Raw genomic sequence first — 15345 nt, forward strand, 5'->3', positions numbered from 1 at the left:
AAGCGCCTTATGTGGTTTCGCGGTCTAATCGCCCAGCTTGGCGTGCACTTCGTCCAGATCAATCTCGCCCGTTGGCAGCTTGTTGGCGGGATTGTCAAAGTCGTATTTGAACAGCTGGAAATCGCGCTTGTAGATTTCATAGACCAGATGCATCGACAGGTCGTCGAAATAGTCTTCGACCGGATGCACGCGCTTGGGGCCATGGCCTTCGGATTCGTTGAACCTTGGGATCGCGGCCAGATCCACGGCGTGGGGCAATTCGACCGCATCCAGCACCGCCTGCATGCCTTCGTCGAATTTTTCGGTCCAGAAAATCCGGTCGTAACGCCCGCCATTGACGATGAACGTGCTGATATGTCCGGACATGGCAGACCAGTGGATGTCAGGCTCCATCGGTTTTCGCCAGCGGATGGAATCGCGGGCAAACAGCAAAAAGCGCCGGAAGCTCTGAATCTGGTCGAAGTCCTCCTTGCCGTCATCACCACCGACCTCGATCCCGTATTTCTGGGTCAGCATCGGCACCAAGTTGCCCCGATAGCGGCGGCCATTGCGCTGAATCCCGCAAATCTTGTCAAAGAATGACGACAGGATGCGCGTGTAGGGGTTGCGCACGCAGGTGAACGCAAAAGAGGCGTGCGCCCGGATATTGGCCTCGATCAGATCCTGACTGTCCTCGCGCGCCCATTTGTGCAGGCCATGGGTGGCGTCGTGAATGTCACCGTCGAAAAACGCCCCGTGATCCGAGTAATACAGGATCTGACCAATCGTCGAACAGGCGCATTTCGGGACCACCCGATACACCATGCTTTCGCTCTCGGTCATCCATACCCCTGGAAAACCCATACCAACCGTCCCCCCACCGTGCGCCGCCCTTGTGTTCGGACGCTTCTTTGCGACAAAAAAGCAAAGAAATCCGGTTTATTCAACGCCCGTTCACCTCTAGTAACATAAACAATGGCCAAAGATGGGTAAGATGGTTCTCTGAATGGCAAGAATTGCCTTCATATTGTTGTGTCACAAGGATCCTGACGCCATCATCCGGCAGGCACAAAGCCTGACCGCCGTGGGCGACTACATGGCGATCCATTTCGACGCACGCGCCACGCCGGACGCGTATAGGCAGATCCGTGCGGCGCTGGATGACAATCCGAATGTCACATTCGCCAGGAAACGCGTGAAATGCGGCTGGGGGGAGTGGTCTTTGGTCCGCGCATCACTGAACGCCGTCAGCGCCGCGGTCGAGGCGTTTCCACGCGCCACGCATTTCTACATGCTGTCGGGCGATTGCATGGCCATCAAGTCAGCGGAATACGCGCATGAATTCCTGGACCGTCACGACGTCGATTACATCGAAAGCTATGACTATTTTCAGTCCGACTGGATCAAGACCGGCTGGAAAGAAGAACGCCTGATCTACCGCCACTGGTTCAACGAGCGTACGCAGAAGCGATGGTTCTACACCATGTTCGAGCTACAGCAACGTCTGGGGCTGAAGCGCAAGATCCCGCATGACATCGACGTTATGATCGGCAGCCAATGGTGGTGCCTGCGCCGCCGGACGGTGGAAATGATCCTCGGCTTCATCTCCGAACGACGTGACGTGACGCGGTTCTTTTCGACCACCTGGATCCCGGACGAAACCTTCTTTCAAACGCTCGTGCGCCATCTGGTGCCGGAAACCGAGATCAACAACCGGTCGCTGACATTTTTGATGTTCTCGGATTATGGCATGCCGGTGACGTTCTACAACGATCACTATGATCTGCTGCTGGGGCAGGATTTTCTTTTTGCTCGAAAGATCAGCGCCGAAGCGACAGAGCTGAAACGCCGGCTTGGCGCGCTTTATGCGTCTGAAGGAACAGAATTCGCGATTTCTAACGAAGGCCAGTCGCTTTTCAGATTTCTGACGGGCCGCGGGCGGATCGGGCGACGTTTTGCCCCCCGCTTTTGGGAAAAGGAAGCAAGCTTTGGGCGCGAACGGGAACTTCTGATCGTCGTGTGCAAGAAATGGCATGTCGCCAAACGTCTGCTGGAGCGCATCCGCCAAACCACGAACATTCCCGTGATCGAATACCTGTTCAACGAAGAGGGTGCCTGGCTGCCGGATCTTGGCAATATTCAGACGTCGCTTGGCAAGCGGCATCGTCACCGGCGGTCGCTCATGCGGATGCTGTTCGATTATTTCGATACGGACCGCCTGATCGTCTGCATTGATCCGGCCAATATCGACCTTCTCGAAGACTTCTGCCGCGATCGGGCCCTGACCCGCTTGCTGGATGTCGAATGCCAGTTCACGGACGACTACCTGATCGGCCACGCGGCCCGCGTCGGGTTGGCCGGCGATCACACGCCAACAGAGACGCTAAACGCCATCCTGCCCGCCATCCGCCTGGATATTGAACATGAATCCGACCGCATCCGCGACGCGGGCTTCGCCAATCTTGGCCGCATACGGGAAACAGATGCATCCGAAGAAACCGCCCGCGTGCTGGCCGAATTTCTGTCTCTACCGCAGGACAAGGCGATGGAGATTGCACAGACCGAACACTTGTTTGCCGATTGAACCAACGACCAAGGACACCCCATGCCCTACACCTATGACGACCAGAATATCTTTGCGAAAATCCTGCGCGGCGAGATTCCCAACACAACCGTGCTGGAAACCGAGCATACGCTGGCGTTTCGGGACCTTTATCCGCAGGCACCGGTGCATGTGCTGGTGATTCCGAAGGGCGCGTATGTCTGCTACGATCATTTCGCGCGCGATGCCTCGGATGCCGAGATTGTCGATTTCAACCGCACGATCGGACGTATTGTCGAAATGGAAAGCCTGCAAGAAGGCGGATATCGCACGATCTCCAACGCCGGGCAGGCCGGGGTTCAGGAAGTGCCGCATCTGCATGTCCACATTCTCGGCGGACGACCGCTGGGCCGGATGCTGGCACCCGCCGACGGCACCTGAACGGCACCTTGTGCGCACCGTCCTGTGCCCCCATATGGGCCAAACGCATGACGGGCGACACGAAAACACGGAGCAGCAGACTTATGACCATACGCGTGCGCGTTGGGACATTAATTGATCGCAGATCGGTGCAGAATTTCATCCTTGGGGTGATCCTGTTCAACGCGGTCATTCTGGGGCTTGAGACGTCGGCCCCGCTCATGGCCCGCTTTGGCGATCTAATTCACGCGCTGGATCAGATCTGCCTGTCGATTTTCGTGATCGAGATCGGGATGAAGCTGTTTGCCCGCGGTCCTGCGTTTTTCCGCAATGGCTGGAGTGTGTTCGATTTCATCATTGTCGGCATCTCCTTGATCCCGACCGCGCAAGGCCTGTCCGTATTGCGGGCGCTGCGGATCCTGCGGCTGTTGCGCGTCCTGTCGGTCACACCGTCGCTGCGCCGCGTGGTCGAGGGGTTGATGAGCGCCCTGCCCGGCATGGGATCTGTCTTTCTGCTGACGGGTCTGATCTTCTATATCGGCGCGGTCATGGCGACCAAGCTGTTCGGGGCGATCTTCCCCGAATGGTTCGGCACGCTGGCAAAATCGGCCTATTCGCTGTTCCAGATCATGACCCTGGAATCCTGGTCAATGGGCATCGTGCGCCCGGTGATGGAGGTTTATCCCTACGCCTGGGCCTTCTTCGTGCCGTTCATTCTGGTGACGACCTTCACCGTGGTGAACCTTGTCGTGGGCCTGATCGTGAACTCGATGCAGGACGCCCATCATGCCGAAAACGACGAGCGGACCGACAGTTACCGCGATGAGGTGCTGACCCGACTGCTCGAGATCGAGACGCTGCTGAAGGACTCGCGCGAGCGCCGTTAACGGCTGCGCGTCAGTTCCAGGAACACATCTTCCAGATCCGCCTGTTCGGTGCGCACATCCCGAATGCGGATGCCTGCATCCCGCACGGCCTGCAACACGTCATCGGCCGCGATCTGACCGGACCTGTAGTTCAGCGCCAGCGCCCCATCCTCACGGCGCACCACCTCGACGCCCGGTGCCTGCGGCAGTTGGGCTGCATCACCGTCGGGCTGGATGATCATCGTGCGCGCGTCCAGATGGTTCAGCAGATTATCGGTGCTGTCGCGGGCCACGACCTCGCCCTTGTTGATGATGGCGATCTCGTCACACATCTCTTCGGCTTCTTCGAGGTAATGCGTGGTCAGGATAATCGTCATTCCGCGCTCGCGGTTCAGGCGGCGGACATTGTTCCACAACATCTGGCGCAACTCGATATCGACGCCCGCGGTGGGCTCGTCCAGCACCAGCACTTGCGGATCATGCACCAGCGCCTTGCCCAGCAACAACCTGCGCCGCATCCCGCCAGACAGGGTGCGGGCATAGGCCTCGGCCTTGTCCTCCAGCCCGATCATTTTCAGGATCTCGTCAGAGCGCCGCTGCGATTTCGGCACGCCGTACAGCCCGGCCTGCACCTCCAGCGCACCACGGGGAGTGAAGAACGGATCAAGGTTCAGCTCTTGCGGCATCACGCCGATGGCCGCGCGGGACTGGCGCGGATTGCGGTCCTGATCGAAGCCCCAGATCGTCACCTTGCCCGCCGTTTTGACCACCAGACCGGCCATGATGTTGATCAGCGTCGATTTGCCTGCACCGTTCGGCCCCAGCAATCCGAACACCGATCCGGCGGGTATGGTCAGGTCAACGCCTTTCAGCGCCTCTTTGGCCGGGGTGCGCCCCGTGCCGCCATAGGTCTTGCGCAGGCCTTCGATGCGGATCGCGTCTTGTGTCATTGCTCGGTCTTGCTCCTCTACCCGCAATCGCCCATAACGCACCTAGTGCATCGCCAGCGAAAAGGGAACGCAGCACATGACAACGCAAGCCCCGGAAATCAAGATCGTCGACACCTTTCGCGTCGCCTGTGACGGTGGTGGTGCTGCAACCGGGCATCCGCGCGTCTGGCTACAGATCCCGCATGAAACCGGCTTTGTCGAATGCCCTTATTGCGACGCAAAATACGTCCACAAGGATTTCGAAGACAAGGTCTAGGCTGCTTCGGTTCGGCGCGGCGGTCGTGACCGGGCTGCGCAAGGGCCGTCACGGCACGCTTCCGATGTCGGGCCGTGTCCAGCCAGACTGGCAGAGTTCGATACCCGTAGAAAATGAATGGGAGAGCGCGACATGGCATTCGGCAAGGGCTGTCATCTGCATCTGATCGACGGATCGGCCTTCATCTTTCGAGCGTATCATGCGCTGCCGCCGCTGACACGGAAATCGGACGGATTGCCGATTGGCGCGGTGTCCGGCTTTTGCAACATGTTGCAAAAGTATGTCGAAGGCAACGCAGGCGGCGATGTCACCCATATTGCGGTGATCTTCGACAAGGGCAGTCACACCTTCCGCAACGATATGTACGACCAGTACAAGGCCAACCGCGAGGCGATGCCAGAAGATTTGCGCCCGCAAATCCCGCTGACCCGGCAAGCCACCGAGGCGTTCAACATCGCCTGTAAAGAGCTGGAGGGTTACGAGGCCGACGACATGATCGCAACGCTTGCCTGTCAGGCGCGCGAAGCGGGCGGCCGGGTGACGATCATCAGTTCGGATAAGGATCTGATGCAACTGGTCGGCGACGGCGTGGAAATGCTGGATGCGATGAAGAACAAGCGCATTGACCGGGACGGCGTGTTCGAGAAATTCGGCGTCTGGCCGGACCGCGTGGTGGATGTGCAGGCGCTGGCCGGGGATTCCGTTGACAACGTGCCGGGCGCGCCGGGGATCGGGATCAAGACGGCGGCCTTGCTGATCAACGAATACGGCACGCTGGAGGATTTGCTGGACCGCGCCGAGGAGATCAAGCAACCCAAGCGGCGGCAGACCTTGCTGGACAATCGCGCGCAGATCGAACTGTCCAAGAAGCTGGTGCAACTGGACTGCGAAACGCCGCTGGATTTCACGCTCGACGATCTGGAGGTCAAGGAACCCGACCCCGAGACCCTGCTGAGTTTTCTGACGGAGATGGAATTCCGCACCCTGACCAAGCGCATTGCCGACGCATTGGACGTCGAGCCGCCGGTCATCCCCGACACGACCCCCGAGGGCGCGAACCCGCCCGAGAACGCCGCCGAAGCGCCGCCTTTCGAGTCGTCCGCCTATGAATGCGTCCGCGACATGGCCGCGCTGAATCGTTGGATCGAAAAGGCGCGGACACATGGCTGGGTCGCGGTGGACACCGAAACCACCGGTCTGAACGAGATGCGCGTTGATCTGGTGGGCATCTCGCTGTGCGTCGAGGCGGGTGAGGCCTGCTATATTCCGCTGATCCACAAGGAAGCCGGGGGCGATGACCTGTTCGGCTCTGATGCGCTGGCCGAGGGGCAGATGGGCGTCAACGAGGTGCTGGATGCGCTGCGCCCCCTGCTGGAAGACCCGGCGGTGATGAAAATTGGCCAGAACATGAAATACGACGCCAAGATCCTTGCGCGTCACGGCGTGAAGATCGCGCCGATCGACGACACGATGCTGATGTCCTACGCGATGAATGCGGGCCTGCACGGTCATGGCATGGATGCGCTGTCGGAACGTTATCTCAACCACGCACCGATCCCGATCAAGACATTGCTGGGCACCGGCAAAAGCCAGAAAACCTTTGATCTTGTGCCGATTGACGAGGCGACGAAATACGCCGCCGAAGATGCCGACATCACGCTGCGCCTGTGGCAGATCTTCAAGCCGCAATTACACAAGGCGCGCGTGACGCGGGTGTACGAGCGTCTGGAACGGCCCCTGGTGCCGGTGCTGGCAGAGATGGAGATGGCGGGTATCAAGGTTGCCCGCGACACGCTCAGCCGCATGTCCAATGCGTTTTCGCAGAAAATGGCGGGGCTGGAGGCCGAGATCCACGAGCTTTCGGGCGAGACATTCAACGTGGGCAGCCCCAAGCAACTGGGCGAGATCCTGTTCGACAAGATGGGCCTGGAGGGCGGCAAGAAGGGCAAGACCGGCGCCTATGCCACCGGTGCCGACGTGCTGGAGGATCTGGCGACAGAGCATGAATTGCCGCGTCGGGTGCTGGACTGGCGGCAATTGTCCAAGCTGAAATCGACCTACACGGATGCGTTGCAGGAGCATATCAATCCCGAAACCGGGCGCGTGCATACGTCTTATGTAATCTCGGGTGCCGCGACCGGGCGGCTCGCCTCGACCGACCCGAACCTGCAAAACATCCCCGTGCGCAGCGAGGAAGGCCGCCGCATCCGCGAAGCCTTTGTCGCGGAGGAAGGCAAGGTGCTGGTCAGCCTGGATTACAGCCAGATCGAGCTGCGCATCCTTGCCCATATGGCCGATATCGACGCGCTGAAACAGGCGTTCCGCGACGGGCAGGACATCCACGCCATGACGGCATCGGAAATGTTCAACGTGCCGCTGGACGAAATGACCCCGGAGGTGCGCCGTCAGGCCAAGGCGATCAACTTTGGCGTGATCTACGGCATTTCCGGCTTTGGTCTGGCCCGCAACCTGCGCATTCCGCGGGCCGAAGCGCAGGGCTTTATCGATCGCTACTTCGAACGCTTCCCCGGCATCCGCACCTATATGGATCAGACCATCGCCTTTGCCCGCGAACACGACCGGGTAGAGACGATGTTCGGCCGCGTGATCCACACGCCCGAGATTAACGCGAAAGGCCCGCGCGCGGGCTTTGCGAAACGCGCCGCGATCAACGCACCGATTCAGGGCACCGCCGCTGACATCATCCGCCGCGCGATGATCCGCATGCCGGACGCGATTGCCGGTCTGCCCGCGAAAATGCTGCTACAGGTCCACGACGAATTGTTGTTCGAGGTCGACAAGGACGCCGCCGAACCCCTGATTGATGCGGCCCGCAAAGTTATGGAGAACGCAGCCGATCCCGTCGTTCATCTGGACGTTCCACTGGTGGTCGATGCCGGACAGGGCGCAAACTGGGCAGAGGCGCATTAAGCTGCGCCGTCAGCCGGGCAGTTCCGCCGACGGTATGACCCGAAAGAACGTGCCGCCGGACCAGAGGCCGAACCAGCTTTTGCCGTCGATGTCGTGATGCGCGCCGATATCGACCAACCGATAAAAGCTCTTGCGGTCGATCAGCGCCTCCAGCCCGGCGCGGATCATCACATAGGGCGACGGCTCGCCGGTCTCGGCATCCCGGACCACGCGAATCGGATGCTCTGCTCCCGCCTGCGCAAAATCGCCGACATTCGTCTCGAACGTCAGGGTTTGCGCCTCTGCCTGCCCCTCGACGGTGAAGTCCACCGCCACGAAAGGCGCATCATCGACGGTAATACCGACCTTTTCGACGGGTGTGACCAAAAAATAGTCATCCCCGTCGCGGCGCAGAATGGTGGAGAACAGGCGCACCAGCTCCTTCCGGCCAATCGGCGTGCCAAGGTAAAACCACGTCCCATCCCGCGCGATCCGCATGTCCAGATCACCGCAAAACGGCGGATTCCACAAATGCACGGGCGGCAGCCCCTTGCCCTTTTTCGCGGCCTTTGCGGCGCTGGCCAATGTCTCTGCTGTCGGTGTCACGATATTTTGTCCGCTCATTGCTTTTGCCATTTCCGTGCTGCGAGATACACTCATATCAATCAAGCTAGTGTTCAAGGGAGTTCTGTCATGGCCGACGCCGAAAATCTGGTTGCCGAAATCGAGGCGCTGGAGGAAAAGCTGGCCCTTGCCAAGCAAGCGATCACCCGCCGCTTCATCGGTCAGGAACGGGTGGTGGAGCTGGTTCTGGCGGCGCTTCTTTGCGGCGGGCACGGGCTGTTGATCGGCCTGCCGGGGCTGGGCAAGACCCGGCTGGTCGAGACGCTTTCGACGGTGATGGGGCTGAAAGGCAACCGGGTGCAGTTCACGCCGGATCTGATGCCGGCGGATATTCTGGGCTCCGAAGTACTGGATACCGCCGCCGATGGCAGCCGGGCATTCCGGTTTATCCAAGGCCCGATCTTCTGCCAGCTTCTGATGGCGGATGAAATCAACCGCGCCAGCCCGCGCACCCAGTCGGCGCTGTTGCAGGCGATGCAGGAACGCATGGTAACGGTCGCGGGCGAGAACCGCCTGCTGGATGCGCCGTTCCACGTTCTGGCCACCCAAAACCCGATTGAGCAGGAAGGCACCTATCCACTGCCCGAGGCGCAGCTTGACCGCTTCTTGGTGCAGATCGACGTGGAATATCCCGACCGCGACACCGAACGCGACATTCTGCTGGCCACCACGGGTGTCACCGAAGACGACGCGCATAAGGTGTTCACGGCGGCAGAGCTTGTCGCGGCGCAAACGCTGTTGCGCCGGATGCCCGTCGGGGATGCCGTGGTCGAGATGATCCTTGATCTGGTCCGCGCGTTCCGCCCCGAGGACCCCACCGCCGGCGAACGCGTGCGCGACACGGTCGCCTGGGGCCCCGGCCCGCGTGCGGCGCAGGCGCTGATGCTGACCGTCCGGGCCCGCGCGATGTTACAGGGGCGTCTTGCCCCCTCGCCGGAGGACGTGCTCAATCTTGCGCAGCCGGTGCTGACGCATCGCATGGCGCTCAGCTTTTCGGCGCGCGCACGCGGCGAGAGCCTGCCGGATCTTATCAACAGCGTGGCCACCGGTCTTCTCGGTGCCGAGGCTGCCGCGTGAGCCAAGTCATCCCCCTGCGCCAAAGCGCCGAGGAAGAAGCCAGCCGCCTGCCACCGCTTCTGGCGCGGGCAGAGCATCTGGCCGGAACCGTGTTGCTGGGCGAACATGGCCGTCGCCGCGCCGGGCTGGGGGATGACTTTTGGCAATACCGGCCGGTGCAGGCAGGCGACAGTCTGCGGATGATCGACTGGCGACGCTCTGCCCGTGGCGACAGCCAATTCGTCCGCGAACGGGAATGGCAAATTGCGCAAAGCGTGATGCTCTGGGTCGATCAGGGGGCGTCCATGCGGTTCCAGTCCGACAAGAACCTGCCCACCAAGGGAGACCGGACGCGGCTGCTGACGCTGGCCTGTGCAATCATGTTGCTGCGGGGGGGCGAACGTGTCGGCCTGACCGGTGGCCATCTGCCGCCGCGCAGTGGCGAGGTACAGATCGCCCGACTGGCGGAAGCGTTCAGTCACGATACGGACGAAGACTATGCCGCGCCCGAAGCCCGCGGGATGCTGCCGCATTCGCGCGCCGTTTTTGCGTCTGACTTTCTGGGCGATATCGACCGGATCACCCACGCGCTGACCAAGGCCGCAGATCGCGGTGTGCGCGGGGTGTTGCTTCAGGTGCTCGATCCTCTGGAAGAGTCCTTCCCCTTCAAGGGTCGGACGATCTTTGAAAGCGTCGGGCACACCGTCCGGCATGAGACGCTGAAGGCCGCCGAACTGCGCGACCGCTATTTGGAACGACTGGCCCACCGCAAGGCAGAGCTGTCTCAACTGTGTCGTCTGACCGGCTGGCAATTTCACACCCACCACACCAGCGACAGCGCGCAATCCGCGTTGCTGTGGATGTGGCGCGCCATTGACGGGGGCCGCTAGATGCTGACTCTGGGCTCTTTGGGTTTCACCGCGCCGTGGCTGCTGCTGGGGCTGCTGGCGCTGCCGATCCTCTGGCTGATCCTGCGCGCGGTGCCGCCCGCCCCGGTGCGGCGGCTGTTTCCCGGCGTGGTGCTTTTGCTGGGGCTAAAGGATGACGAACAGGTCAGCGACCGGACGCCGTGGTGGCTGCTCTTGCTGCGCATGTTGGCCGTGGCGGCGGTGATCGTCGGGCTGGCTGGTCCCGTGCTGAATCCCGAAACCGAGGAACAGGCCGGCAGCGGACCGCTGTTGATCGTCATGGATGCAAGCTGGGCCAGCGCCGCCGACTGGACCGCCCGACAAGACGCAGTGGATGCAGCCCTTGCGCATGCCACGCGGGAAAGCCGACCGGCCGCGCTGATCCGCCTGACAGCACCCGAGGAGACCGCGTTTCAAAGCGCCGATACGATCCGCGCACGCCTTGGCGGCATCCTTCCTACCGCTTGGGAAGCGACACAAGCCAACATGGCCCGCAGCGCCGAGATCCTGCCCGAAGGGGCGTTTGATACGCTCTGGCTGTCCGACGGGTTGGCCCGTGACAGCCGCACATCACTGCTGACCGCGCTGGAAGATCGTGGCGAGGTTCGGGTGATCGAAAGCCCGCGCAGCTTGATCGCCCTGCATCCGGCGGGATTTGACGCAGGCAATGTGGTGCTGACGGCGCAGCGTCTGGGCGCCGGTGGCGAGCGTACGATCTCGATCGCGGCGCATGGCCTTGATCCTGCGGGCCGCCCGACCGTTCTGGCGCGTGTCCCTGCGACATTCGCTGCTGACGAAACGACCGCGACTGTCGAGCTTTCGCTGCCTTCGGAATTGCGCGCGCGTGTGGACCGGTTCGAAATCGAAGGCCAGCGCAGCGCCGGGGCCGTGACATTGCCCGATGACAGCCTGCGGCGGCGTGAAGTTGCGCTGATCGCCGGGCGGGAAAACCGCGAAGGGCTGGAGCTGCTGTCGCCCCTGCACTACCTCACCAAGGCGCTGGCCCCCACCGCCGACCTGCTGGACGGGGCGCTGCTGGACGTCTTGCCCGCCAATCCCGATGTGATCGTCCTGGCCGATGTCGCAACGCTGTCAGAGGCCGAGGAAACCGCCGTGCTGGAATGGGTGGACAAGGGTGGCCTGCTGTTGCGCTTTGCCGGACCACGACTGGCCGCGAGCGATGTCAGCCGCGCGGCCGAAGACCCCCTGATGCCCGTGCGCCTGCGCGCCGGTGGCCGCACTGTCGGTGGCGCGATGAGTTGGGGGGAGCCCAAGGAACTCGCCGATTTTCCACAAGACAGCCCGTTCTTTGGTCTGCCGGTGACGGGCGAGATCACGGTTTCAGCGCAGGTCATGGCCCAGCCGGACCCGACGCTGGCCGACCGCGTTATCGCGGCGCTCACGGACGGCACTCCTCTGGTCACGCGCAAGCGCATCGGTGCCGGACAGGTCGTGCTGGTGCATGTCACCGCCAATGCCGAATGGTCGAGCCTGCCGCTTTCCGGCCTCTTCGTGCGTATGCTGGAACGGCTCTCGGTCTCGTCAGCGAGCGAGCCGCCGAGTGCCGAGGATCTGGCGGGCACAATCTGGCAACCGGTCTCTGTGCTCGATGGGTTTGGCAAACTGGAAAAGGCTGACAATCTGCCCGGAGTGGCAGGCGAAGATCTGGCCGGGGCCCCGCTGGGATCGGATCTGCAACCGGGCGTCTATCAAGGCGAGGATCGCAGCCTTGCGCGCAACGTGATCGGCGCGGACACCCGGCTTGCCGCAATGGCATGGCCTGCGCGTATCGCAGTCAGCGGGCTGCAACGCCCCAAAGAAACTCCGCTGGCAGGATATTTGCTGGCCTTGGCAACATTGCTTCTGGTGGCCGATGTGATCGCCAGCCTTGCGCTGTCTGGGCGACTGCGCGGCGCGGGACCAACCGTTGCGGGGCTGGCCTTGGCCGTCATGCTGTTGCCACAGGACGCGCCCGCGCAATCCACCAGTGAAGAGGCGTTCGCGATCCGCGCCGCGTCTGAAGTGACGCTGGCGCATGTGCTGACAGGTGACGCCGCGCTGGATGACATGGCACAGGCCGGGCTGCTCGGTCTGTCGGAAACGCTGTTTTTCCGCACCTCGGTCGAGCCCGCCGAGCCAATCGGCGTGAACCTCGAAACCGATGAGCTGGCGTTCTTTCCAATGCTCTACTGGCCGATCACGCCGGATCAACCGACACCTTCTGACGAGGCTTATGCAAAGCTGAACGCCTATCTGCGGTCGGGCGGCATGATCCTGTTCGATACGCGAGATGCCGATGTGGCGCGATTTGGTGCCAGCAGTCCCAACGGGCGCAAGCTTCAGGCGTTGGCCGCGCCCCTGGACATTCCTCCACTGGAACCGGTGCCTGCCGACCATGTGCTGACGCGCACCTTCTATCTGCTTCAGGACTTTCCCGGCCGATACAATATCCGCGATGTCTGGGTGGAGGCCGCGCCACCGGACGCCGAACTGGTCGAGGGCATGCCGTTCCGAAACCTCAATGACAATGTGACGCCTGTCGTGATCGGCGGCAATGACTGGGCCGCGGCCTGGGCGATGGATGCGCGCGGTGCGCCGCTGTTTCCGGTGGGGCGTGGCTATGCCGGGGAACGGCAGCGAGAGCTGTCCTATCGCTTTGGCGTCAACCTTGTGATGCATGTGCTGACCGGCAACTATAAATCCGATCAGGTGCATGTTCCCGCACTTCTGGACAGGTTGGGCCAATGACCGGCAACATCATCTTTGACCCGCTTCTGCCTTGGCCTGTTCTGGCGGTTCTCGCAGCCGTTGCGGCGCTCGGCGTCGCTCTGGCGGTGTGGCGCGGCTTGTCGGGCTGGGCGTTACGCGCTTTGGCAGCCCTGGCGTTGATCGGGGCCATCGCGCAGCCCAGTTGGCAAGTGGAGGATCGCGCGCCCCTGTCCGATATTGTCCTGATGCTGGTCGACAAAAGCGCCAGTCAGACGCTGGCGGACCGTGCCGGGGTTACGCAAGAGGCCGCCGACACGCTTGCCGCGCGGATCGAAGCCCGCCCCAACACCGAGTTGCGCCGGATTGACGTGGGCGACGGCGAGGACGACGCAGGCACCCAGATCATGACCGCCCTCAACGCCGCCTTGGCGGAAGAACCCCGCGCCCGGATCTCGGGCATCCTGCTGCTTTCGGACGGGCGGCTGCACGATCTGGAACGCAGCCCCGATCTGCCCGCGCCGCTGCATCTGCTGCTGACCGGCAAGGAAACCGACTGGGACCGCCGTTTGATCGTGCGGAATGCGCCTGCCTTTGCCATTCTGGGCGAGCCTGTGACGCTGACCCTGAAGATCGAGGATAGCGGCGCAGCACCCGGTGCCGCCGGGCTGACCCCGCTGGACATTTCCATTGATGGCGGCGAAGCGCAGCGCTTTCAGGTCCCGCTGGGCGAGGATATCGAACTGCCGGTCACTCTGCCCCATGGCGGGCGCAACGTCATACGCTTTTCCGTGCCGGAGGCCGAGGGCGAGTTGACCGATCGCAACAATGCCGCGCTTGTGCAGATCAACGGGGTGCGCGACCGTCTGCGCGTGCTGCTGGTCTCGGGCGAGCCGCATGCCGGCGGGCGAACATGGCGCAACCTGCTGAAATCGGACTCGTCGGTGGATCTGGTGCATTTCACCATCCTGCGACCGCCTGAAAAGCAGGATGGCGTGCCGGTTACGGAATTGTCCCTGATCGCCTTTCCGACCCGCGAGCTGTTCCTTGAGAAGATCGAGGATTTCGACCTCATCATATTTGACCGCTACAAGCGGCGCGGCATCCTGCCGTCGCTCTACCTTGATAACGTGCGCAATTATGTGGCGGGTGGCGGGGCCGTTCTGGTCGCCGCCGGACCGGATTTCGCCAGTGCCGACAGCCTGTATCGGTCGCCACTGGGCACCATCCTGCCCGCCGAACCCACGGCGCGCGTGATCGAAGAAGGCTACCGTCCGCAAGTGACCGAACTCGGCCAGCGCCACCCGGTGACAGACGGGCTGGGCGATCCCGAAAGCTGGGGCCGCTGGCTGCGCCAGATCGACATCACCACGACAGACGGCAAGGTTGTCATGTCCGGCGTGGAGGACCGCCCGCTGCTGGTGCTTGACCGGGTTGGCGAGGGGCGCGTCGCGCTGCTGGCCTCGGATCACGCCTGGTTGTGGAACCGGGGGTTTGAAGGCGGCGGGCCGCAACTGGAGCTTCTGCGCCGTCTTGCCCACTGGATGATGAAGGAACCCGAGCTGGAGGAAGAGGCGCTCTGGGCCGACCCGACCGGCCAGACCATGCGTATTGTCCGCCGCACGCTGGAAGAAACCGCAGGGCCAGTTACCATCACCCGCCCGGATGGCGAGACAGAAGTCCTGCCGCTGGAAGAGGTGTCACCGGGCCGGTTCGAAGCCATGTATGAAGGCCCGGAAATCGGTCTGTACCGGCTGACAGATGGCGAGATCGAAAGCGTCATCGGCCTTGGTCCCGCAGCCCCGCGCGAGTTTGAGCAAACCATCGCGACAGCGGAGCTGTTGCAGCCGGTGATCGACACGATGCGCGGCGGTGCGCCCCGGCTTGAGGCGGGCCTGCCTGTGCTGCGCGAGGTCCGCGAAGGCCGGCCCGCAGCCGGTCGTGGCTGGATCGGGCTGACCCCGCGTGATGCGTTCCGGACACAGGATGTCATGCAAACGCCGCTGCTGCCTGCGTGGCTGGTGTTGCTTCTGGCGTCAGCGTTGATTGTTGGTGCGTGGCTGCGCGAGGGACGGAGCTAGGTCATTGGATCAAGATGCGCCGTCAACAGAGGATACCCGCCTAGTCG

The 15345-nt window shown here is 62.3% G+C and carries 12 protein-coding genes; 9 read left to right on the forward strand and 3 right to left on the reverse strand.

What is annotated here, in order from left to right:
- Nucleotides 1–24 precede the first annotated feature (24 nt).
- On the reverse strand, nt 25–843 hold the full coding sequence (locus tag B8991_RS04300) for a sulfotransferase family protein (RefSeq protein WP_084350653.1): 819 nt from the start codon (nt 841–843) through the stop codon (nt 25–27).
- Between the two features lie 142 nt (nt 844–985).
- Here B8991_RS04300 and B8991_RS04305 point away from each other — a divergent pair, with 142 nt between their 5' ends.
- The 3 genes from B8991_RS04305 to B8991_RS04315 all read left to right on the forward strand — a co-directional run bounded on the left by B8991_RS04305 (nt 986) and on the right by B8991_RS04315 (nt 3828).
- The gene (locus B8991_RS04305; RefSeq protein WP_084350655.1) at nt 986–2563 is read left to right on the forward strand and encodes a DUF5928 domain-containing protein; all 1578 of its coding nucleotides are present in this window, start codon (nt 986–988) and stop codon (nt 2561–2563) included.
- Nucleotides 2564–2584: 21 nt separating this feature from the next.
- Nucleotides 2585–2962 (forward strand): HIT domain-containing protein, encoded by a 378-nt coding sequence (locus tag B8991_RS04310; RefSeq protein WP_084350657.1) that lies wholly within the window; start codon nt 2585–2587, stop codon nt 2960–2962.
- Between the two features lie 83 nt (nt 2963–3045).
- Nucleotides 3046–3828 (forward strand): ion transporter, encoded by a 783-nt coding sequence (locus B8991_RS04315; RefSeq protein WP_084350659.1) that lies wholly within the window; start codon nt 3046–3048, stop codon nt 3826–3828.
- Here B8991_RS04315 and B8991_RS04320 read toward each other — a convergent pair.
- Nucleotides 3825–4757 carry an ABC transporter ATP-binding protein gene (locus tag B8991_RS04320; protein ID WP_084350661.1) on the reverse strand — a complete coding sequence of 311 codons (933 nt, stop codon included), beginning with the start codon at nt 4755–4757 and terminating at the stop codon, nt 3825–3827. The two genes, B8991_RS04315 and B8991_RS04320, sit on opposite strands and share 4 nt — an antisense overlap.
- A 76-nt stretch (nt 4758–4833) precedes the next feature.
- On the opposite strand from B8991_RS04320, the gene B8991_RS04325 reads away from it, so the two are divergent.
- Both B8991_RS04325 and polA read left to right on the forward strand, forming a co-directional pair.
- Entirely contained in the window at nt 4834–5013 is a 180-nt protein-coding gene (locus B8991_RS04325) for a zinc-finger domain-containing protein (protein WP_084350663.1), read from the forward strand.
- A 132-nt stretch (nt 5014–5145) separates the two neighbouring features.
- Complete coding sequence (gene polA, locus B8991_RS04330) at nt 5146–7944, forward strand: DNA polymerase I (RefSeq protein ID WP_084350665.1); 2799 nt, start codon at nt 5146–5148, stop codon at nt 7942–7944.
- 9 nt (nt 7945–7953) lie between these two features.
- Here the strand turns inward: polA and B8991_RS04335 are convergent, their stop codons facing one another.
- Nucleotides 7954–8547, reverse strand: coding sequence for a DUF1285 domain-containing protein (locus B8991_RS04335; RefSeq protein ID WP_084350667.1), 594 nt, complete (start codon nt 8545–8547; stop codon nt 7954–7956).
- Nucleotides 8548–8616: 69 nt separating this feature from the next.
- Between B8991_RS04335 and B8991_RS04340 the strand changes: the two genes are divergently transcribed.
- The 4 genes from B8991_RS04340 to B8991_RS04355 are packed head-to-tail and all read left to right on the forward strand — an operon-like array spanning nt 8617 to nt 15298.
- The gene (locus B8991_RS04340; protein ID WP_084350669.1) at nt 8617–9624 is read left to right on the forward strand and encodes an AAA family ATPase; all 1008 of its coding nucleotides are present in this window, start codon (nt 8617–8619) and stop codon (nt 9622–9624) included.
- On the forward strand, nt 9621–10493 hold the full coding sequence (locus B8991_RS04345; RefSeq protein WP_084350671.1) for a DUF58 domain-containing protein: 873 nt from the start codon (nt 9621–9623) through the stop codon (nt 10491–10493). Before B8991_RS04340 ends, B8991_RS04345 begins: the two co-directional genes overlap by 4 nt.
- Nucleotides 10494–13259: a DUF4159 domain-containing protein gene (locus B8991_RS04350; RefSeq protein WP_084350673.1), complete on the forward strand. Its 2766-nt coding sequence runs from the start codon at nt 10494–10496 to the stop codon at nt 13257–13259.
- Complete coding sequence (locus B8991_RS04355; RefSeq protein WP_084350675.1) at nt 13256–15298, forward strand: glutamine amidotransferase; 2043 nt, start codon at nt 13256–13258, stop codon at nt 15296–15298. The genes B8991_RS04350 and B8991_RS04355 overlap by 4 nt, the downstream gene beginning before the upstream one ends.
- The last annotated feature ends 47 nt before the right edge of the window (nt 15299–15345 follow it).

The sequence above is a fragment of the Primorskyibacter flagellatus genome, from assembly GCF_900176485.1.
Taxonomy (GTDB): Bacteria; Pseudomonadota; Alphaproteobacteria; order Rhodobacterales; family Rhodobacteraceae; genus Primorskyibacter; species Primorskyibacter flagellatus.